24 protein-coding genes, 1 tRNA gene and 1 CRISPR repeat array are annotated in these 20,660 nt (G+C 43.0%); of the genes, 6 read left to right on the top strand and 19 right to left on the bottom strand.

Going from position 1 to position 20,660, the window contains the following annotated elements:
- Window positions 1-4: 4 nt before the first annotated feature.
- The 3 genes from A3L04_RS05015 to A3L04_RS05005 form a co-directional block, all read right to left on the bottom strand.
- Window positions 5-92, bottom strand: a tRNA-Leu gene (locus tag A3L04_RS05015).
- Window positions 93-125: 33 nt separating this feature from the next.
- Window positions 126-470, bottom strand: a complete 345-nt coding sequence (locus tag A3L04_RS05010) for a DUF7132 family protein (RefSeq protein WP_068578637.1) — start codon at window positions 468-470, stop codon at window positions 126-128.
- Window positions 471-513: 43 nt separating this feature from the next.
- A complete protein-coding gene (locus A3L04_RS05005; RefSeq protein WP_068578639.1) occupies window positions 514-1,560 on the bottom strand; it encodes a M42 family metallopeptidase in 1,047 nt (348 codons plus the stop codon).
- Between the two features lie 94 nt (window positions 1,561-1,654).
- On the opposite strand from A3L04_RS05005, the gene A3L04_RS05000 reads away from it, so the two are divergent.
- Genes A3L04_RS05000 through A3L04_RS04990 form a run of 3 tightly spaced genes read left to right on the top strand, consistent with a single transcriptional unit; the run spans window position 1,655 to window position 4,352 of the window.
- A complete protein-coding gene (locus A3L04_RS05000; RefSeq protein ID WP_068578641.1) occupies window positions 1,655-2,815 on the top strand; it encodes a hypothetical protein in 1,161 nt (386 codons plus the stop codon).
- Window positions 2,812-3,843, top strand: a complete 1,032-nt coding sequence (gene rtcA, locus A3L04_RS04995) for an RNA 3'-terminal phosphate cyclase (protein WP_068578643.1) — start codon at window positions 2,812-2,814, stop codon at window positions 3,841-3,843. The genes A3L04_RS05000 and rtcA overlap by 4 nt, the downstream gene beginning before the upstream one ends.
- Window positions 3,840-4,352 carry a metallophosphoesterase gene (locus A3L04_RS04990; RefSeq protein ID WP_068578644.1) on the top strand — a complete coding sequence of 171 codons (513 nt, stop codon included), beginning with the start codon at window positions 3,840-3,842 and terminating at the stop codon, window positions 4,350-4,352. Before rtcA ends, A3L04_RS04990 begins: the two co-directional genes overlap by 4 nt.
- On the opposite strand, the gene A3L04_RS04985 is transcribed toward A3L04_RS04990, so the two are convergent.
- Genes A3L04_RS04985 through A3L04_RS04955 form a run of 7 tightly spaced genes read right to left on the bottom strand, consistent with a single transcriptional unit; the run spans window position 4,339 to window position 8,943 of the window.
- A complete protein-coding gene (locus tag A3L04_RS04985; RefSeq protein ID WP_068578646.1) occupies window positions 4,339-5,613 on the bottom strand; it encodes an ABC transporter permease in 1,275 nt (424 codons plus the stop codon). The two genes, A3L04_RS04990 and A3L04_RS04985, sit on opposite strands and share 14 nt — an antisense overlap.
- The gene (locus A3L04_RS04980) at window positions 5,606-6,331 is read right to left on the bottom strand and encodes an ABC transporter ATP-binding protein (RefSeq protein ID WP_068578648.1); all 726 of its coding nucleotides are present in this window, start codon (window positions 6,329-6,331) and stop codon (window positions 5,606-5,608) included. Before A3L04_RS04980 ends, A3L04_RS04985 begins: the two co-directional genes overlap by 8 nt.
- Window positions 6,318-6,677 carry a hypothetical protein gene (locus A3L04_RS04975; protein ID WP_068578650.1) on the bottom strand — a complete coding sequence of 120 codons (360 nt, stop codon included), beginning with the start codon at window positions 6,675-6,677 and terminating at the stop codon, window positions 6,318-6,320. The genes A3L04_RS04980 and A3L04_RS04975 overlap by 14 nt, the downstream gene beginning before the upstream one ends.
- Window positions 6,678-6,694: 17 nt before the next feature.
- On the bottom strand, window positions 6,695-6,895 hold the full coding sequence (locus tag A3L04_RS04970) for a helix-turn-helix transcriptional regulator (RefSeq protein WP_068578653.1): 201 nt from the start codon (window positions 6,893-6,895) through the stop codon (window positions 6,695-6,697).
- Complete coding sequence (locus A3L04_RS04965; RefSeq protein ID WP_231963783.1) at window positions 6,896-7,276, bottom strand: DUF2178 domain-containing protein; 381 nt, start codon at window positions 7,274-7,276, stop codon at window positions 6,896-6,898.
- 51 nt (window positions 7,277-7,327) lie between these two features.
- Entirely contained in the window at window positions 7,328-8,596 is a 1,269-nt protein-coding gene (locus A3L04_RS04960) for a TIGR00375 family protein (protein ID WP_068579627.1), read from the bottom strand.
- A gap of 38 nt (window positions 8,597-8,634) precedes the next feature.
- Window positions 8,635-8,943, bottom strand: coding sequence for a hypothetical protein (locus A3L04_RS04955; RefSeq protein ID WP_068578656.1), 309 nt, complete (start codon window positions 8,941-8,943; stop codon window positions 8,635-8,637).
- Window positions 8,944-9,203: 260 nt separating this feature from the next.
- Here A3L04_RS04955 and A3L04_RS04950 point away from each other — a divergent pair, with 260 nt between their 5' ends.
- Window positions 9,204-9,632: an archease gene (locus tag A3L04_RS04950; RefSeq protein ID WP_068578658.1), complete on the top strand. Its 429-nt coding sequence runs from the start codon at window positions 9,204-9,206 to the stop codon at window positions 9,630-9,632.
- Between the two features lie 472 nt (window positions 9,633-10,104).
- Window positions 10,105-11,000: direct repeats of the CRISPR family, unit length 30 nt; unit sequence GTTCCAATAAGACTAGAAGAGAATTGAAAG.
- Between the two features lie 53 nt (window positions 11,001-11,053).
- Here the strand turns inward: A3L04_RS04950 and A3L04_RS04945 are convergent.
- Genes A3L04_RS04945 through A3L04_RS04905 form a run of 9 tightly spaced genes read right to left on the bottom strand, consistent with a single transcriptional unit; the run spans window position 11,054 to window position 18,789 of the window.
- On the bottom strand, window positions 11,054-11,344 hold the full coding sequence (locus A3L04_RS04945; protein WP_068578660.1) for a DUF6092 family protein: 291 nt from the start codon (window positions 11,342-11,344) through the stop codon (window positions 11,054-11,056).
- The gene (locus A3L04_RS04940) at window positions 11,316-11,825 is read right to left on the bottom strand and encodes a nitroreductase family protein (protein WP_231963872.1); all 510 of its coding nucleotides are present in this window, start codon (window positions 11,823-11,825) and stop codon (window positions 11,316-11,318) included. Before A3L04_RS04940 ends, A3L04_RS04945 begins: the two co-directional genes overlap by 29 nt.
- 23 nt (window positions 11,826-11,848) lie before the next feature.
- The gene (locus A3L04_RS04935) at window positions 11,849-12,901 is read right to left on the bottom strand and encodes an aminopeptidase (protein WP_068578664.1); all 1,053 of its coding nucleotides are present in this window, start codon (window positions 12,899-12,901) and stop codon (window positions 11,849-11,851) included.
- Between the two features lie 57 nt (window positions 12,902-12,958).
- On the bottom strand, window positions 12,959-14,545 hold the full coding sequence (locus A3L04_RS04930; protein ID WP_068578666.1) for an OPT/YSL family transporter: 1,587 nt from the start codon (window positions 14,543-14,545) through the stop codon (window positions 12,959-12,961).
- Between the two features lie 16 nt (window positions 14,546-14,561).
- Window positions 14,562-15,512, bottom strand: coding sequence for an aminopeptidase (locus A3L04_RS04925; protein ID WP_068578668.1), 951 nt, complete (start codon window positions 15,510-15,512; stop codon window positions 14,562-14,564).
- 2 nt (window positions 15,513-15,514) lie between these two features.
- Window positions 15,515-16,174 (bottom strand): AroM family protein, encoded by a 660-nt coding sequence (locus tag A3L04_RS04920; protein ID WP_068578670.1) that lies wholly within the window; start codon window positions 16,172-16,174, stop codon window positions 15,515-15,517.
- Window positions 16,171-17,100: a DUF1177 domain-containing protein gene (locus tag A3L04_RS04915; protein ID WP_231963784.1), complete on the bottom strand. Its 930-nt coding sequence runs from the start codon at window positions 17,098-17,100 to the stop codon at window positions 16,171-16,173. Before A3L04_RS04915 ends, A3L04_RS04920 begins: the two co-directional genes overlap by 4 nt.
- Window positions 17,075-18,160 (bottom strand): DUF917 domain-containing protein, encoded by a 1,086-nt coding sequence (locus A3L04_RS04910; protein ID WP_068578673.1) that lies wholly within the window; start codon window positions 18,158-18,160, stop codon window positions 17,075-17,077. The genes A3L04_RS04915 and A3L04_RS04910 overlap by 26 nt, the downstream gene beginning before the upstream one ends.
- A gap of 5 nt (window positions 18,161-18,165) precedes the next feature.
- The gene (locus tag A3L04_RS04905; RefSeq protein WP_239233795.1) at window positions 18,166-18,789 is read right to left on the bottom strand and encodes an aspartate/glutamate racemase family protein; all 624 of its coding nucleotides are present in this window, start codon (window positions 18,787-18,789) and stop codon (window positions 18,166-18,168) included.
- Window positions 18,790-19,014: 225 nt separating this feature from the next.
- On the opposite strand from A3L04_RS04905, the gene A3L04_RS04900 reads away from it, so the two are divergent.
- Window positions 19,015-19,491 (top strand): Lrp/AsnC family transcriptional regulator, encoded by a 477-nt coding sequence (locus A3L04_RS04900; RefSeq protein WP_068578676.1) that lies wholly within the window; start codon window positions 19,015-19,017, stop codon window positions 19,489-19,491.
- 204 nt (window positions 19,492-19,695) lie between these two features.
- Window positions 19,696-20,631: a tRNA (cytosine(49)-C(5))-methyltransferase gene (locus A3L04_RS04895; RefSeq protein ID WP_068578679.1), complete on the top strand. Its 936-nt coding sequence runs from the start codon at window positions 19,696-19,698 to the stop codon at window positions 20,629-20,631.
- Window positions 20,632-20,660 lie beyond the last annotated feature (29 nt).

The following is a 20,660-nucleotide window of genomic DNA, read 5'->3' as shown; positions in this document are numbered from 1 at the left end:
GAAGTGGTGCGGGGGGCGGGATTCGAACCCGCGCAGCCCTACGGCACCGGATCTTAAGTCCGGCCCCTTTGGCCAGGCTCGGGCACCCCCGCTCACAAAAAAGTGTTAAGGTGAGTTTAAAAAGCTTATTCCTCTTCCTCAACTTCCTCAATTTCTTCAAGTATGTGCTCAAACTTCTTGAAGTCCTCAGTTTTAGCCAATAGCGTCACGAACTCATCTATCTCATCCTTCTCTAGGAATGCCCCAGCTAAGACCCTTCCAGTGTATTTGTTATCCTTAATCTCCCAAAACAGATAGAACTCTGGAAAGCTCTGCTTTATCCTTCTGTATGCAACACCATACTTCGAATCCTTGAGTGGGTTCTGCTCAAGGAAAAAGTGTCCGGGCCTTAGCTCAATCATGTGAAGAATGGCTCCCCTCTTCGTCCTTACCAGCTTGACTTTAACATTCCACTCCTTAATAACCTTCATAGTATCACCAAATAAAGGGGAGGAAGAAGAGGTAAATAAACCTTCAGATTTTGAGTTCGTGGATATTTTCTAGGGCTTTAACCATCAACTTGACTCCAGCATCAACGTCTCTCTCATCAACAACTTCAGTGTTTGAGTGAATGTACCTCGCTGGAACGCTAATTGCTCCCGTTGGAACCCCCTCTCTGGTTAGGTGTATTGCTCCAGCGTCTGTTCCTCCACCGAGCAGAATTTCAAGTTGATAGGGGATCTCATACTTCTTGGCGAGCTCCTCGAGCCACCTAACTATTGCAGGATGGCATATAACAGAACGATCCATGATCTTTATCGCGGTTCCCTTTCCGAGCTGGGTAACCTGCTTGTGCTCTGGCGTTCCGGGAACGTCGGCCGCAATTGTAACATCTATTGCAAAGCCGTAGTCAGGGTTTATTCCAAAAGCCGAAGTCCTTGCTCCCCTAAGGCCAACTTCCTCCTGAACTGTCGCAACGAAGTAAACGTCAGCCTTGGTGTCCTCAAGTTGCCTAGCGGTTTCTATTAGGGTGTAAACTGCTATTCTATCATCAAAAGCTATACTCACAAACCTGTGCTTTCCAAGCCTCTCAAGCCTACCATCCCAAGTTATCACAGTGCCAATTCTAACACCCATCTCTTCAGCTTCTTCCCTGCTTTCAGCGCCAATGTCTATGAATATCTGATCCCAGTCAGGGGCCTTCTTCCTCTCTTCAGGCTTCTGGATGTGAGGAGGAACTGATGCCCCAACGCCATAAATGAACTTGTCCTTGTCGATCCAAACCTTGAACCTCTGAGCTATCAAAGTCTTTGGGTCGACGCCACCAATTGGAGCGACTCTAAGGAAGCCGTTCTTTTCGATGTGAGTAACCATAAGACCTATTTGATCCATGTGAGCTGCTATCATGACTCTAGGCCCTTCACCCCTCTTGTGTGCTATAACGTTCCCAAGCCTATCGACCTTCACTTCATCAACATAGTCCTTGATCTCCTCAATTACAACGTCTCTAATTCCAAGGAATTCATAGCCCGAGACTCCTGGGGCTTCAACTATTTTCTTCAGAAGCTCATAATCCACCATCTTCCCACCCCCATTAAGATCTCTATCTGAGTGTTTCGTTTACGCTATATAAGGGTTTTGCAAATTATTTAAGGAAGAATGCTGAGTTTAATGTATGGGGTTAGGTATGGAAGATATAAACAAGCCCAAGGAGAGGGACAATTTTGTAGTATTTGCAGGGATAACGAGAGATGGCCAGATCCAGTTCATTAGAGTTTATGCAATTGATGAAACCCTTGCCCTTGAAGCCCTCGAGCAGTTCCTCAAAGAAAATCACATTCATCCTTCTGATTTTGTCGTCGTTGAGCAGGGTTATGAAGATGTAGAAGGAAAGGAGGTAATAACTACTCGAACTGAGGAAGAACTTTCAGCTATACTTGCAAGAGCAGGCCTAAAGCTTGTGTCAAACGGTATTCTCTACCTAAAAGGGAGAGACAAAATATATCAGATCACGGCAATATCACGTGAGCTTTTAGAGAGCAGAAGGGACACCGAGGAAGTGATAGAGGATATAAATTTAGATTTCTCCAATGTTTCCTTGCCCGAGAAGTACACAAAAAGACTAAGCCTGCTCTCCCTAATGGAAGATACGCTGATACTTAATAGGGTAGAGTTAGACCTTTCAGAGTTGCTAAAGAAGACTATAAGTGGAACAGTAGCAATTCCAAGGTTGCTTGAATATGACGGGATAATAGTAAGGGTATTCGACGAAGAATTTCACATAGCTAAAGGCTCGTACTTGGACAAAGTCTTAGTCGATCCCCCAATAATCCACTGGGATGCCCACATAGACAGCGTTGAGGATTTTTCATTTAAGAAAATTGAAGAAAATGTATACTCAGCTCCCCTCTTCTTAAAGGCGTTCTCAGGTTTCTTAGTACTAACGGAACCTCCGAGAGACTTAGTTAGGATGCTATTAAAGATGAAGAAAAGAGGAGAAGTAAAAGTAACCTTAGACGGAAAGAGAGTTAGATTGCCAGTAAACTTCACAATAATTGTAGATACAAAGTATCCGGAGAACTATTCTGGGCTTAAGTTCCCAGTTAGGATAAACTTGCCTCCAATGGATGATGAAACGTTTTCATCAATGCTATCGGAAGCTTTAGGAATATCCGTTCCCCAAGATTTAACGCCAACATTTCCCGAAGAATATAGAACGTTCCTGGGGATAGAGATAATAACAAACCTCTGGAAGAAACTCAAGGAGAAAGAGAAAAAGGATGGAATAGAGCTTTTAAGGGAGGTCGCGGCTATAGTAAGCGGGGGCGTGCCATGATAGTAATTGACGGCAGTTACGGAGAGGGCGGGGGTCAAATACTTAGGACTTCAATAGCACTCTCGGCGATAACTGGAGAGCCTGTGAAGATAATCAACATCAGGGCAAACAGGCCAAACCCAGGGTTAAGGCCCCAGCACCTACATGGTATAATAGCACTGAAAGAGTTAAGCAATGCAAAGGTTAAGGGAGCTCAAGTCGGCTCAAAGGAACTTACTTTTATCCCAGGGAAAATTAAAGCCAAGAACATAAACGTCAACATAAGAACTGCCGGCAGCATAACCCTAGTTCTTCAAGCACTCCTCCCAGCAATGGCCTTTGCAGATGGAAGAATAAAGTTCAGAATAACGGGAGGAACTGACGTCCCTTGGAGCCCTCCTGTGGATTACATGAGAAACGTAACTTTATTTGCTCTGAAAAAACTCGGAATTAATGGGGAAATAGTTATTGAGAGGAGGGGCCACTATCCCAAAGGAGGAGGGATAGTCAGGGGCTTCATAGACCCATGGGAAGAAAAGAGGGAACTTGTTGCAATTGAGTACACACAGATAGATAAGGTTGAGGGGATTAGCCACGCAACGAACCTCCCTGCCCACGTTGCGGAGAGACAAGCAAAAGCAGCAAAAGAAGTACTCGAAACGCTAGGAATCCCAATAGATATAAGGACTGAAGTATCAAGATCACTTGGCCCAGGAAGCGGAATAGTCGTGTGGGCTGAGACGGACTGCCTAAGGCTCGGCGGAGATGCCCTTGGAAAGAAGGGCAAGCCCGCTGAAGTTGTTGGCAAGGAAGCTGCCAAAGAGCTCCTTGATCAGCTGAAAACAGGAGCCTGCGTAGATAAATTCCTCGGAGATCAGCTCATACCCTTTTTAGCTTTCTCGGGGGGAAAGATTAAAGTTGCCGAAATAACTAAACACTTAATAACAAATGTATGGGTTGTTGAGCAGTTCTTAGGGAAGGTTTTTGAGGTAAAGGGAGATATTAGCAATCCTGGGATTGTGGAGGTTGTTAGGAGGGTTGAGCTATGAAGGTAGGGATTATGAGCGACACACACGATAACCTGCCTGCAATAAGGCTTGCAGTGGAGTTCTTTAACAGAGAGGGAGTAGATCTTGTAATTCACGCTGGAGACTACGTAGCACCGTTTGTTGCAAGGGAGCTCTCGAAGCTCAATGCTCCACTAAAAGGAGTCTTCGGAAACAACGACGGGGAAAGAGAGGGACTTAGGGAAAAACTAGGGATAAAGGATGAAATCTTAACCTTAGACTTAAACGGTCTAAAAACAGTAGTCCTTCACGGAACCGACGAAAGAGTAGTCGAGGCACTGGCCAGAAGCCAGCTCTATGACATTGTAATAAGGGGGCACACTCATAGACATGGGATACAAGAGGTAGGGAGAACTATAATAATAAACCCAGGGGAAGTTTGTGGTTACCTTACAGGTGTCAAGAGTGTTGCAATACTCAACGTAAAAGAAAGAGAGATAAAGATAGTTGACCTCGAGAACGGAGATATTTTAGGCCTTATGAGCCTCTAACTCTTTTTCTGAATCTTATCTTTGCCGTAAGGATCTTCTCAGTTCTGAAGAACCATGCTGTGACATATAGTGTTCCCAGGGACACTAAAGCGAGATAAGCTATGCTCATATACATCTTAGAGTACTCTCCTAAGATCATCTCCCTCGAAGCAATTACAGGATGGCTGAAAGGAATAGCATAGAGGATGTACTTTATGAGAGGGGGAAGAGTGTCAACATCTACAATCATGAACGCAAAAGTGGGGAACAGTAGGGGCATCATGACGGTACTCACCAGAGTGCCAGCGCTCTTGGTGTCTTCCGCAAAGGTTCCCAAGAGCATGGAGAGGGAGATAGCGAAGGTTATCGTGAGGAATATTATGATCGCAAAGAGAATCATGCCATAAGGCGTGATCCTCAGGCCCAAATCCTCAAGCTTAATGTTAGAGTGCATTCCAAGGCTCGAGAAGTACCTGCTCATTCCAAACATATAGGCCAGAGCAGCTATTAGTCCCAAGATAGCACTTCCGGCCATCTTTCCAGCAACTATGGCAGTTCTTGAGACTGGAAGAGTGAGCAACGTTTCCAAAGTTTTGTTTTCCTTCTCGCTCGCCATAGTTCCTGCAGCCATTTGAGAAACCATGGTGAACATTATAAAGATAACCAGCGGAATAGAGAACGCTTGAGATGCTATAACCCCTGAAACAACGGATGGAGGAAGGTTAATAATTCTGCCCTTAAGCACGGAGTAACTCTTAACGTCAATCGGATGAAGCACAGCTTCAGGGTTAGGGAAGTTGGACTTCAGTTTGAGCTTTGCAAGTTCTTCATTTAGAACACCGATTACTGCATTTATCCTTCCCTCACTCACGCTCTCCCTCATTCCAAGACTCATACCCGTGAATATGCCATAAACTTCAACTACCGCCTTTTTATCCTCCTTTATACATTCCGAGAAATTCGAGGGAATAACAACAAGAACGTTATAGCCTTTAGAAGTCGCAATCTTTAACGCCTCATCGACACTTTTGGCTTCTATTTCAACTACAGTAACGTTAGGGGCAACTTTTAAAGCCTTTATCAGTATGTTAGCGTACTCCCCAGAGTCAAAATTCGCAATTACGACCTTCGTTTCCTTCTGAGCCTGCTCCATACCAACCTGCACCATCTGGCCAAGCGCTGGATACAGAACGAGGGGAATTATCACAAGCCCTATGAGAATACCTTTATCCCTGAACATGTCCTTCAGCTCTTTCATTAGAATTACCATGAAATCAGACATTTTTGATCGCCTCCATAAAAACTTCTTCTAAATTCTCAGCATTATATTTGGCCTTTAGCTCCTCGGGCTCGCCGATCTCAACGATCTTTCCCCTATGGATTAGCGCTACCCTGTCACAGAGGTACTCAACTTCAAGCATATTGTGACTAGATATCAGGAAGGTTACCCCCTCTTTGACGAACTTCTTTATCGTCTTCCTTATCTCGAAGGCGTTCATTATATCAAGCCCACTTGTTGGTTCGTCAAGAATTGCAAGCCTTGGTTTAACCATTAATGCTCGAGCTAGAAGAAGCCTTCTCGTCATTCCCTTGGAGTACGTTGAGACCTTGTCCTTAAGCCTATCACCGAGCCCACTAAGCTCTATTCCTAGCTTTAACATCTTTTCGGCTTTCTTTTTATCCTTTGCATAGAGTTTGGCCATGAACTCGAGGTACTCTAGTCCCGTCAGCCTCTTGTAAGCTCCAGCTTCCTCGGGGAGGTAGCTTATGAGCTTTCTAACTTCTTCGGCCTCCTTAACGACGTCGTGACCAAATACCTCAGCCCTACCCCCAGTAGGGGTTAGGAGAGTGGCAAGGATTCTCAACGTAGTACTCTTACCGGCACCATTTGGACCTATCAGACCAAAGATTTCCCTCTCTTCTATTGTGAAGCTTATCCTCTTAAGAGCCTTGATCTTTCCGTAATCTTTCTCAAGATTTTCGACCTCAACTGCCGCCATACTTAGCCCTCCCGATCTTGTAGACTATTATTCCAAGAGTTGCTAGGACAACTCCAAACAGAAAGAGCTCATAAATTTTGGAGTATCCACCGATAAACGCAAACCCAAGGCCGGTACTAACTGCTAACCACCCATTCCTCTCATGGTAGTTTTTAAACTCATAGTTCAAAGCAATAAATAGAGCACCGATCATTATCAAGCCAAGCTCGAGAACCAGAAAGAATGGATTTATCCTAGTCATTACTTGACCAGTAGTCATGTTAATGCACGCAAGCCTCTCTAAGGGTGGCCTTACCACGGAAAGAGCTATTCCCAGGAGGTAAACTCCCAAGCCAGCCAACTTCATATTTCCACACCTCTTGGTTATTGATCTTCATCATATATGAATATATCCTCAATTTTAACTCCAAAAAATCGGGCTATTTTAAACGCAAGTTTTAAAGAGGGATCGTACTTCCCCTTTTCTATCGCGATTATCGTCTGTCTGGTAACCCCTAGAGCCCTAGCTAATTCTTCCTGGGTTAAACCATGGACTTCTCTAAACTCTCTAAGTCTATTCTTCACTCACATCACCCTTGAGTAATAAATCCTGAAGATCCCATGAATTATCAACAGGACAAAGAGCAATAAGCCCGAGAAGCTCATAAGTCCTTTATAGGAGCTGTTACTTCGAACCTTCGTTGAAAGGTAAATCATAGAGACAGCCAGAATCACTAATATAACTTGAAGGGTTCTCCTTGCGGATATCTCCTCCATTCTTATGATCCTTTCGTCCTCAAGAATGTAGCCCTTCCTTCTCAGGAACTCATAGTAGAGGTTTAAGAACACCGCTCCAAGGGCGAAAACCACCATCGCCCCTACAAAGCTCCCCCTCCCAATGAACCATCCCAAGAAGGCTCCCATTGCCACTATAATTCCTAAAGGTACTATCCTCTCAACTTCCATCCCCGCCACCATGTAAAGTTTCCTTTACGTAAAGTGTTCTTTACATTAGGCTTATAAACCTTTCCCCTTAAGAAAGTCTAGAAGAGAGCTCTGTTTTGGCTTTGGAGCTTCTTCCTCAACTTTTATTTCCAACACCTCCAGATCATCGATTTTGGCATTTTTTATTTCTTCAGGAAGCCTTATTTCACCGTACTTACCCCCTCCCCCAGGAACCACAATAAGCTTACCATTCCTGTAAGCCCAGACCGCCTTCGCAACGCCCTCATGAACTTTCGCGAGCGTTTTGATAGGCACATCAACCAAAACCTTAATCTCGCTCCCAAACTCCTTAAGAAACCTCTGCCACACCATCTTAACGGCCTTGGTCTCAACGCCTTTGCCCAAAACCATAGCAATTATCTCCGCTAGGGGAGCAAGCCTCAAATAGGGAGGCCTGTCCTTGGGCCTCTCGTTGGTGTCGGAAAGCTCGAGGATTCTGTCCCTAACACCCTTCTTGATCGCTCCACCGCACTTTGGGCACTTCCACCTCAACGCGATTGCATCCTGAAGAGTGTACTTAGTGTAACAGCGGGAGCATGCCGTCAAGTGGTATTTGCCCAACCTCGGATCTAATCCAGCGTTGAGAACTATCCTTCTGCCTCCTCTCTTAAGTATTGCCTTTCTGATTTCCTCGAAAGTTATATCCTCAACCTTGAACCTGTTGAACTCCCTCCCCAGTCTGTGAGGCTGAGGAGAGTGAGCATCGGAGTTGCTAAGATAGGTTAGGTTATGGTGGGCCTTTATCATGTCCGCCATTTCCGAATCCGCCGAAAGGCCGAGCTCAAGAAAATCAACTTTTGCATCTCCGTAGGCCTCCTTCAGCGAATTGTACTCCTTATAAAGGGCTGTCCATGGAGTAAAGGCATGAGCTGGCCCTATGAGAATTCCCAAGTCATTGGCTATCTCAGCTATTTCAGCTGCACTCAAGTTTACGTGTGGCCTACCCTCTGTATCTATATCCTGGGAGTATTTCCTTAAGGTCTCTCTGAGCTCGTGAACTTGGCTCAGCGATGGGAAAATTAGGAGGTGGTGAACCCTCCTGTTGTCCTCAACCTCCGCGGTGAGAATGAACCTGACACCTTTAACATCAAAAGTTCCATCATCAACCCTTTTGGAGTACTTAAGCAACTCCTCCTCCCACTTGGGATTGAGTATATCCCCTGTCCCAACTAATCCCAGGCCCTTAAGCTTGGCATTCTCAGCTATCACCAGATAAACCATAACTTTTGACACTGCCTTGGAGTAGTGGGAGTGGATGTGAAGATCACCATCGACGAGCATGTTCATAAAAAGGGACGGGAGTTTAAAAGCATCTCTAATTATCCCCTGGGTTCAAGCTTGATGTTTATAAGTGAGTGAACCGCGAATATTCCAAAGGCAAGTCCAAAACCTTCGAGAGGCCCAATTTTTACCCCGAAAACCTCATTGTATGTTTTCAAAAAGTAAATCCCAGCAGGATACAGCAAAAGCGCGAAAAACTTGATTATAGAAAGCTTATTCTTATGCTTAACTAGATCCGAAACTACTATCAACGGACAGGCAATAACGCCCAGGGCAATGTTTATACTTGAAGCCGCACTACACGCACCCATTTCTATTATTGTCTGCTTAACCGTTTTATCTGACATAGCACAAACACCCCCAGCAATTACGATGTGTTTAAATTTTCCAAACTAATTTCGATAAAGGCAATTCATATTACTGATGAATTGTGTGTGATTTTACTTTTTGCATTTGGATTTTTATATTTTTTATATTTTACTATGTAATATATAAACAAATGGCAGAATTCATTATTTCAATTCATCCACCGAACAAACCCGGGGAGGACTAATTCTATTCAAAAATTTAAAACCTCCCTCTACTAAGTTTTATCCTGGGATGAAAAATGAAAACATGGGAGCACTACGAACATACGGCCGACATAGGAATCAGGGGGTATGGAGATTCCCTCGAAGAGGCGTTTGAGGCCGTAGCGATAGCCCTCTTTGACGTAATCGTGGACGTAAACAAGGTTGAAAAGAAAGAAGTTAGGGAAATCGAAGTCGAGGGGGATGACCTCGAATCTCTCCTCTACAACTTCCTTGAAGAGCTATTAGTAATTCATGATATCGAAGGGCTGGTCTTTAGGGACTTTGAAGTCAAAATAGAGAGGGTGAACGGAAAGTATAGACTGAAAGCAAAAGCCTACGGCGAAAAGTTTGATCCTGAAAAACACGAGCCCAAGGAGGAAGTTAAGGCGATAACTTATCATGACATGAAGATAGAACAACTGCCAGATGGAAGATGGATGGCACAATTGGTTCCTGACATCTGAAGATATTTAGAAGCAATAGTAGATGCCCCAATTTAAAAGCTATCGCCCTTTTGATGTTTTTCTCAACTATTACAGCCCGGAAAAGCGTTTGGATGTTTTTGGTAATCTTTTGTCACTAAATACCAACATGCCCAATATAGCATGCTAGAATATTACGAAATATTTTTGAAATTTTCAGATTTAAGAGAAAATCGCTTTAATATAAGTGTTCGAGCGTATACATCGTTGTTCTTGGTAAAAATACTATCTAGATCATGAATTCGCAGTACAAAGTGGGGAGTAACCTTTGCACGTCCTTAACGCTGATAAGAAATATAATCAATACTGCCCACAATCACTAATTTCAGCCAGTTTGTCATCCCTTTAGTACAGATATTTTCATAGGGTTTTCATAACTCCCCTTCAGCAAAAAGCTTATATTAATAGGGACACCTTAGAAGAGTTTAGACGAAACGAGAGAAAAATCGCGCCTGTTCCAATAAGACTAGAAGAGAATTGAAAGGCTGACGTGTTGACGTGGAGCTAATTCACTTTATTGTTCCAATAAGACTAGAAGAGAATTGAAAGTTTATCAATGCCCCGTACTCCACGTTGGCCTGTTGGTGTTCCAATAAGACTAGAAGAGAATTGAAAGGTTTGGGTTGATAGCGGTCTTGGCAATAATTGCGGGTTCCAATAAGACTAGAAGAGAATTGAAAGTATGTGAAAGTCTCAACTACAGGTCTAACACTTAATGTTCCAATAAGACTAGAAGAGAATTGAAAGGAGCTTGTGGTTGTTGTTGGGGTTGGGGCCGGGGTTGTTCCAATAAGACTAGAAGAGAATTGAAAGGAAGATGCCCTTGAACCTCAGTACCTTGCCACTCTCGTTCCAATAAGACTAGAAGAGAATTGAAAGCAGGGTTCAACGATTGATTCTGCTGATTGGAAGGCTGTTCCAATAAGACTAGAAGAGAATTGAAAGCAGTTAGATTTTCGATTGGAGGAACTATACTGATTGTGTTCCAATAAGACTAGAAGAGAATTGAAAGGCATCCGTTGAGGACGCGGAAAGAGTCGAGGAGCTGATCGCGTTCCAATAAGACTAGAAGAGAATTGAAAGGATTTCTCTTTTCTTTGGGGGTGTCACTATGGTGGAGGTTCCAATAAGACTAGAAGAGAATTGAAAGAGCACACCCCGGTGTAGCGCTGGTAGATCTCGGTCACGTTCCAATAAGACTAGAAGAGAATTGAAAGGACGGGTGAGATAGTAGAACAGATGGCCATACCAGTTGTTCCAATAAGACTAAAAGAGAATTGAAAGACGTTTGGTTCAGTCTTCACACTGAAGGATGGTAGTGTTCCAATAAGACTAAAAGAGAATTGAAAGCGAGCCAAATACTCATAGGTTCTAACTGGGAAAATAATGAAAAACATCCATATTTATTTAATTAGCTTGGCTATTTTCCTGGATAATTCATCAAGAAAAGCCATAAACTCCTCTTCATCGTACATTACTAAATTTTTCTTGTTCTCTATTTCTCGCTTTATTTCAAGAATCTCTGGGGGAACTTTGCCATATTTTTCCATTATTTCTATAGTTTTAATTGCAGCATCAAGCAATCTTAGTGGTCCATATAGACATGGTTCACCTAACAGTCCTCGAGCACTTGTTATAAGAAAGACTATTAATTTAAAATGGTCATCATTCAATAACGTTTCCGTATTCTTCAAGATGCATCACCTCTTTTCGTCTTTTTGGAGGCTTCGGCCAGAATTTTGGATATCCAAGGGTGAGTATCAGAACTGGATCTACATGTTCTGGAATTGATAATATTTCCTTAACTGCAACTCTATTAAAAGAAACAACTGGACAAGAACCAATGCCCTTAGAGTACGCAACCAGCATCATATTCTGAGCGGCCATTGCTATGTCCATGAGAGCATACTTCTCACCCAACCTTCCACCTTTTTTCGCCCTTTCTTTGTTGATACATAATATTACTAAAGCAGCTGGATTCCCAAAGAGCCCAGGGGACACTAATTTAATTTTTTCAATTTTCTGTTTTTCTGTTACAAGGATAAATTCCCAGGGTTGGATGTTACTGGCACTCGGGGCCCATATCCCTGCCTCTAAAATTTCCTTGAGATCGTGTAGGGGAATTTGTTTATCATCAAATTTTCTAACTGCTCTCCTACCTTTAATTATGGTCATTATCTCCACTTTGCTACCCCCACTCACATTTCAAGCTTTCTGGCTTTATTTGCAAGCTCAACAAGATATTGAGGACTCACAACTTCCCCTTCGCTCATAATTGCAGTGTCATCTAACCATACTGAAGACCTCAAGCATATCCCATCGGAATGAGAAGCCGCCGGAACGCCACCTGGGATGTCAGGAACCAATCTGGGTCCAATATTGCCAACGCCCCACTCAGTCGCACCCCAGACCCTTTCATCTTCTACTATGTTTCCGGTGAGTTTAGCGCCTGGATTAAACCCATATGAGATATGGGCAAGTTGATACATATTCTCGTCCTCAAAACTCTCTAGCCATTTTTCAAATTCCTGAGCTTCTCTTTTTCCCTGTATATCAACTATTCTCCCTTTTTCAATGATCAAAGTTACTGGATCCCTTAGAAGACCTATTGGGGGATACAAAGATCCATCAAAAACAATTTTGCCATAGATCGTTTTTAATTTAGGAGTCCAGCTTATCTGACCAGGGAGCATTTCGTACTCTCCCTTATTCACGCGTCCTGAGTGAACTATTATAGGCCTACCTTTTTTGTTCCTGAACTCAACGTCTGTACCAGCGGGCGTCGTTATCCTGACTTCCCTGGCACTACTCGTTAACTCCCCGAGCTTCTCTAAAAATTCAGCTAGAGCTACCATGTTTACCTTTCCAATAGTCCTGACCATAATCTCTGGGTTCATGCCAACTAAGCAGATATATCTAAGGTCTTTATTCTCCTGGAGTACTTCATCAAACACGGTTGAATACAACAGCCAGTTATGGTTAAACTCTATCCAAATATCAACACCCTTTAACATGCCAATCAATGCTCGCTGTGGGAGAGCTGGGTCCGCGGCTTTTCCAACTCCCGGAGGGGTTGGGATCCAGAGTACGAGAGGCTTCCCCCCACATTTAAAAACTTCTCGAGCAGTTGCATTTACAACGTCTTCACTTGATAGCGTATCCGCAGTTATTGCCACTACTTCTCCATCTTTAACATTGAGGATATCGCGAACTAATTTTTCCGCCGCTAACCCTAATTCAAATTCATACATTTTCAACTTTAACACCTCCAAAATTTAGAAAGTAGGGAAAGAAAATAGAAAAAGCTACTACTTCTTCCCTATCTTAAGTGTCGATGTGAAGAAGCTCACGAGTGTTGAACCCGCTATAAGACCTGCACCTAAGACGTAAAGAGCTTGTTGTCCCTCTTCTTTATACATCTTTGTAACGAGAAGCCTAATTGCTATTGCCACTAACACCGTGATACCCGCTATTGGATACTTTATAAGAAGACCCGTTGCAAATAGGATACCCAATTGTCTGTCTGGTCCACCAATTGCCTGAACTATTGCCCCAGGGATTGCCCACATTATTAGGTATTTAGCTATTTCAGGGCTAGCACCAGCTTTGATTGTGGCCACGTAGACCCTGTCAACGGGTGGCACTAAGTTCTGAGATAAGTACGTCTTTGCAAAGAGTGCAACCATTGTAGTTGCTATTATAAGACCAGTTAGCTCCGCTATATACTGTTGTTTTCTTCCCTCTAGTTCGAATTTTATGTCCTTGCCTTCTCCTCTAATTATCCATCCAGTCTTCAAGTCGTATCCCATATCTGCAAATGCAGGACCAGTTGCAGCAGTGAATCCCACTAAAAGACCCAAGGCTGGAGCTGGGAATCCCATTAGGATACCGAGTATTAGGAATATCAAGGCTGTTGCAAACGCAGGGAACCATCCAGCGTGCATCGCCGATAGACCAACTATGAGCTCAGAAACAAGGGCAGCTATTGCTGCGAATACGAACCACCAAATGAACATGCCCGCCGACATTCCAGTATATAGGCCACCAAGTAGCGCAAGAGCCAAGGCTATGACAAGGTAAAGGCCAAATCCTCTTGTTAAAGCTTTCTTAATGTCTTCTTCAGTTCTAGTTAGAGGGTAATCAAGCTCTCCCTCTTTTATAGACTTTGCTTTCTTTGATATTATTAGGATTATCTGGATCAAAGCCACTAGTCCAGCACCTATCATTATTCCGTGAGGAGCATAGTACTTATTGATGTCAACTCCAAAGAGCTTCGGTGAATAACCTCTAACAATTAAGCCTATTCCGAACATTGTTAGGGCCCATATGTTTCCAATCCAAGCAACTCCAGCTATATCGGCTGGAATTCCTAAGTACCTCACTATTCCACCAGCTATCATGCCATATAAAAGTAGCATTGCTCTTTTTCCTTTTTTAGCTGCAGCTATCAAAGTTTCTGCGGTAGCTATGCCTGGGGGCCATGGATTCTTTGCTGGAAAGATTCTAGTGTCAAAAAGCCAGTATATCATTGTCATATCGATTATCGCTGCAAGGGTCGCACCAATCCACATCGGAACTAAGAGGTCTTGTCTACCTAAAAGCCAAGTAACACCTATTGGGAGAAATATTGCATTTGCGGCACCAAAGGTTGCTCCAGATATTGCAGTCTGAACGAGATTTTGTCTATTTAAGTCAAGAAATGCTTTTAGTACCTTGATAGGTATCCTTGCAAGGAGGATTGCTATAAGGGCACCTATAATTGATGTGTTTGTTGTAATTCCAAGTCTAGTGATTAGCTCAAGACCTATTATCGAGCCTAAGACAGCCATCGCTATGTTGAGAACCAAAACACCAGGCTCAAGAGCGGATGGATGCTTTCTCTCAACGTTGTCCATTTCACTCACCTACAAACTATACGAGTAGTTTACCATCCCTAAACACCATCTCTCCGTCGACAAAAACAGTAGGCTCCTTTATTATCCCGTCAAGATGTATAGGAGCCCTTACTTTCCCTCCAAAATCATAGTTACTCCCTATAGCTATATGCACAGTTCCAAAGACTTTCTCATCCTCTAAAATATTGCCACTAAGCCTTGCGTTGGGATTTGTTCCCACTCCAAACTCCGCAAGGTTTCTTGCTTCTTTTCCATATGGGGCCAATATTTCTTCCAATTTCCTTGCTTCATCACCTCCTTCGATTTTTTCAAGATAACCATCAACAAAAGTCAGCTTTATCGGGTTCTTGAGTAGGCCTATTCCAGCCATAGAACCGTCCACAACAACAGTACCATTTCCAGTCCCCTCGACAGGAGCTATATATGCTTCCGCCCCAGGTAGGTTTCCACATTCCCCTGGGTTCTTGTAAACTCCAGTACTCCTCCTAGCCTTTCTTCCCTCTATCGAAAAGCTGATATCAGTCCCAAGCCTTGTGACTATTCTTACTTGAGTCCCTCTGTCGAGAATATCAGCGATTTTATTCGTTAGTTCTACTATCTCATCATAGTCAGCGTTCAGAGTCCTAACGAATACATCTTCCGTTATTCCTGGGAGTGTTGCAACTCTAACTCCCCTTTCGCATGCCTCCTTCTTTGCTAAGGTATGTGTTATGGATTTCGTAGTTGGGGCAATTACAACATCAGCAAATTTCATTGCTTCAGCAATAGGCTTTGGTGGCTCTTCTCCGTGCACTTTCCTTGGAATTATCTCAGTATAAATTGCTTCAGCTTTAAGTTCTCTGGCCTTCTCCCAAAGTGCCCATCCAATTTTTCTAGTGTTTTCATCAGCTATTATTAGGACTATTTCTCCTTCCTTTACCCCCAAACACTTCTTCAGTGCAACTTCACATGCATCATAAATGTTCATTTTCACTCCCCCAGTTCTGCTATTACTTTTCCAAGAACACTCCTCGGCAACAAAACCGGAATATTTAGAGCCCTCTTAACGATATACTTAATTCTAGCCGGATATCCTATACAATCAAGCACTATCAGATCTGCATCCTTAAGGGGCTCCAAGACGTTAGGAAGTTCTTTTTCATCCCCAGAATAGGGAGAGAAGCTAACGACAATTACCTTATCACAGCACCTACTCCACTTGTCCTTCGTCATGTCTATTTGGGCGTTATCTGGAATTACGACGCCTAGGATTTTGGGGTTAATAGCTTCAACGAGCTTTATGAGCAGGTTAGATGGTTCTATCAACATTGCACTCTTTGATGAGAGCTCTGGGAACTCTCCAGTACACAGTAGTCCTATTACATCAACACCCTTGCTCTCAAGGAAGTCTATACACTCTTGCAATCTCTTCACAATTTTGTCCCGGCTAAGTTTCACTTCACTTCCATCTCTGAGCCTCGTTACTAGGACGTAATCACCTTCCCTGGGAGCGAGCCTTTTAATTTCATCCATAGACAAGCCGTCAAGAGCTCCGCATTCTATGACATCAACCCCAGGTATATAGGGAAGTATCTCAGGAACAACGTCAACTCTGGGGCTTTGGCCAATTGTTATAAACCCAACTTTCACTTTTCAAGCCTCCCTAGAGTTTGTAAATGCTTCATACTTCCATACAATTCCACCAGTCTTCTAAATTCGTCTTCATCGTAGAACTTGACCTTGCCAGCTCCAAATCCCTTAGCAACCTCTATACAGAACCGGCCAGCTAGCTCTATATCAATCTCGTGACTAGCCCCAGTCGCACATCCAGGAACAGGAACTTCAGCGGTAATTGCAACACCAACAACAGGAGCGTCCGTTGCAGTTGCTGGTTGCACGATGCTATTAATATGATAAATGCCATTTCCATATGGAGTTATATCCTGCATTGTTATTGGAACCACAGCGGGCATTCTACCAGTCACATATTCCATAATATCAAGAAGATCTTCACTAACTCTCAAAATCCAGCCTTCCTTAATCGTAGGAGTTATTGCGAATCCCCGTATATTGATAATCCTATTTCCCTTAGTTGTGTCTATTGAGAGTATTGCATCCATTCTCTTGTCAACTTCATATTTGTTCATAGTAGCTATATCAACGGGGGAGTCCATGAAAGGAACCGGTTCATGAGGCTTAGTAGGAGCATCTGGGCATATGTGCGTTGATATTATAACATCCCCAGGGAGAATATCGCCATTGCTTTGCATGTCTGCCAACTTTAAAGCAACTGCTATTGCAGTAATTGCACCATCTGCATCAGAGACAAGCCCTATCCTTTCTGGCCTAGCTCCAATACCACCAAGTCTCCCAATAATTCCTAATTTAGGAGCTTTGCTGTCCTTTCCGGGGATGACTATTTTAACAAAGTCGGTGGATCCTTTTTCTCCCTCAATCGTTGTAACTTCAACTTCCTTTACTCCCCTTCCCTTCAGAAAATCTGCCACAGTATAACCATCTACCCTTGCACTATCCAGAAGCTCATAAGCCTCAATCACCTGCTTTAGCATAGCCATCACCCCCGTTTATTACACTTTCAATGACAGAAAGAGCCTGAGGATCTAAAACCCCAGATCCCAAGGGTATCTTTTCCTTTGGAACTATGAGAACGATAACCTGATCACCAACTTTAACTTCTGCAGATGTCAGTGGTAGTCCTGTTTGCTTATCTAATAAAACTATTAGATCTGGGAACTTAGCAAGTTCTATTCCATTGCTTTGTAATTTCATGAACTCATTCCAGAAAACTAATTCGACCTCGCGCCTATTCTCATCTGCAATTATTATCCTCCCTATATCAAATCCACCCCGACTTTCGAGCCAATATTTAACTACCCTCCCCTCTCCTACAACCTTACCACCAAGTTTTGAACACAGTTCCTCTGCCATTTTCCCAGGGTCTTCCTTATACCGAAGAATTATCTTTCCGACATCTATTGCCTTTTTAATAGCTCCTAGGGCAGCATTTTCCTTCACGTATTTAACAGAAACAGGGTTCCTAACAACAGCTATAAGGCCACCTGCCTCAACTGCTGCTTCCCTAATTATCCTAGATGTTGATAAAACACTCCCCTTTGCAACAACCTCCACATACTTACCTTTTTCCCGATTACCTCCAACACCCACTTGGGTTGAAACATAGCCAGGGAGATTGTGTAAGCCTAAAGAACCCATAACTCCAGTAGGATGCGCTCTTCCATCAGCAGGCGCATCGACCACAGGAATTTCGAAAACAGCAGCTTGAATCCATCCATTAATCGTGGAGTATCCACCATTTTCGGAAGTTATAACTCCAGCGATCTCCCCAATCTCATCTTTCATACACTCAAAAGCCTTGATCATGTGAGATGGTGTAACAAATGCCTCCTTGGACGAGGGCGCACCCACAAGGGATACGGTAACTATGGTACTATCCTGGGGTAAGTCATCTATATCTACTAACACTACATCACCCAGTTCCAAGGCAAGTTTGGCATGTCTGAGACCTAATTCAATGTTTCCTCCACCCCCTCCACCAAAAAATGCTCCTCCAATTACGGCAAATTCAGCCATTTCTTCATTGATTTTTATTCTCAAATTAATCACCTCCATGCATCTATATTCTTCAGAATTGCAAGAGTCATTGCCCCAGAGGCTACGACCGGATCAACAATAGGAACATTAACCCGCTTAGAAAGCAAGCCGGCAACTCCAATTGTAGACATACCAGTACATCCAAGAATTATCACATCAACATCTTTTTCCATTTCTTTAGCTAGTTTAATAATTTCCTCTTTACTTTCTTCTTTTAGGAGATCAAGGGTATTTTTAACTCTCTTGGGCTTGGCTTCGACCACTAAGTGATTCCCGAGAATTTCGGAGATAGCCTTTGGAGTCTCTTCGGTTAAGTTTATAACTCCAACACTATCCCCAACTTCCAAAGCTAGAAGGGCTGCAGAGGATCCTGCTCCAATGACCGGGATTTTTAGAACTTTTCTTAACTCCTTGACAGCCGGATCAGCAGCACAGCTTATTATGACTGCATCTTTTCCATCCTTTTCAAAAGCTTTTGCCAGCCTAATGACCTTTGGTTTGGCTTTCTCTTCGCTTTCTTTATCGTATATGCCAAATGGCTGGTCTTCTATGCATCGACTCTCCACCTTAAGTTCGGGAAATGTCCGTTCAATTAACCTTCCATGAGCGTTTAAGGAATCTTCATCCTCCAAAGTTAAAACCCTAATCAAACCAATATTGTACATTACACTAGTCACCAAATTAGCTTTCTGAGCCCAAATTTTAGACATTGCTGAATCAGAAAGTAGCAATAAGGAACTTCACAATAGACAATAAAACTTATAGGCCATTAGATCAAAGTGCCAAAAATAAATATCTACCATTAGTGAGCTAATCATGCTTTTTAAAATGGTGATTGAACTAAGAGGGGGATCCTCATGTCAAAGTTATCGGAAAAAGATTGGTGCATAATTGAATTATTAAAGAAAAATGGGAGAATAAGCGACGCGGAGATAGCAAGAAAATTAGGAATGTCAAAATCCGCAGTAAGATGGAGGCGTACAAACCTTATAAGGAGAGGATATATCTTCATATCTGCGTACCTAAGATTCGATAAAGTTGGTTACTCCTACGCAATCGTTTTAATAAAACTAAACCCTGCCGCAAAGGAAGAGGAGATAGTTAGATTTATGAGGAAACTTATGGAATGCAAAAGAACATTTGAAGTATACAAGACTCTCGGAGACTATGATCTTATAGTAGGATTCTTTGGAGATAACCTTGAGGAACTTACCAAGGAAATCGAGAGTGTTTTAAGAGGAGAAAGCACAGTAAAAGAATATAAAGTTCTAGTCGGTGTTAAGACCCTCAAAGGTCTTGAGGTATCTTTTTACGACGCTTTAGCAGGCAAATAGCGGCGCTAAAAATATCAACCTACCATGAAATGTCCTCTAATAAGTTGCTGTTATTTCTTAGACATAATATACAATATCATAGCCCAAGGAATTGAATTTTTATTACTTACATTGGGAAAATAAAGTTTTAGGGATTTATCACCTCAACGAACTCTCCAAACACAAACCTAAAACCTAAATACCCCTTACAAGAACGAGCCAAACATGAACTACAGAGAAGAGTTCCAGAAGATCAACAGAAAGCTCGTGGAAAGGTACTCCAAGCTAGACGATACAGAAGATTTCTGGACTTACCTTTACAAACCTTTAAGACCAAGCATTAGAATAAACACGCTCAAGGGGAGTCTTGACGAGATAAAGTCGATGCTTGAGGAGAAGTTTGAGCTCGAGAGGATTCCATGGACGAAAGGGGAAGGATTTTTCATAAAATCTTATGATGTAAACTTCGGCCAGCTTATTGAATACTCCCTCGGCCTGATTATTCCCCAAGAAGCCAGCTCTATGATACCCCCCGTAGTCTTAGATCCACAGCCCGGAGAGCTGGTTTTGGATATGGCCGCTGCCCCAGGGAGCAAAACTACTCAGATGGCCCAGTACATGGGCAACGAGGGGTGTATAATAGCTAACGACGCAAAGCAGGATAGAGCAAATATCCTCATAGCTAACCTCAACAGGGCAGGAGTTTTAATTGCAAAGGTTACCATAAAGGATGGGGCATACTATGCCAAATATGGAGACACCTTTGACAGGGTTCTTTTGGACGCCCCGTGCTCCTCCGTCGGGATGATAAGAAAGAACTTCAAGTTTGCAAAGACGTGGAGCTTGGGAAAGGTCTACTACCACTCAAGGCTCCAGAAGAGGCTTATACTAGCTGCATATAAAGCTTTAAAGCCCGGAGGAGTTCTGGTTTATTCAACGTGCACCGTAGATCCTCTAGAGAACGAGGAAGTGGTAGATTTTCTCCTCCAGAAGTCGGATGCGAAGCTCGAAAAAATTAAACTGCCATTAAAGACAACTGAGCCGATTTTGGAATGGGAGGGAAGAAAGTACAACGAAGAGCTAAAGAAGACTGTCAGAATTCATCCCCAGGATAATGATACTGAGGCGTTCTATATAGCGAAGATAGTCAAGCCTTTATGATGGATACCCCCGAAACTAGTTTCGGGGGT

It is taken from the genome of Thermococcus chitonophagus, assembly GCF_002214605.1.
Taxonomy (GTDB): domain Archaea; phylum Methanobacteriota_B; class Thermococci; order Thermococcales; family Thermococcaceae; genus Pyrococcus; species Pyrococcus chitonophagus.
Note: the sequence above shows the minus strand (reverse complement) of the source record. Positions and strands in the feature narration are given on the sequence as shown.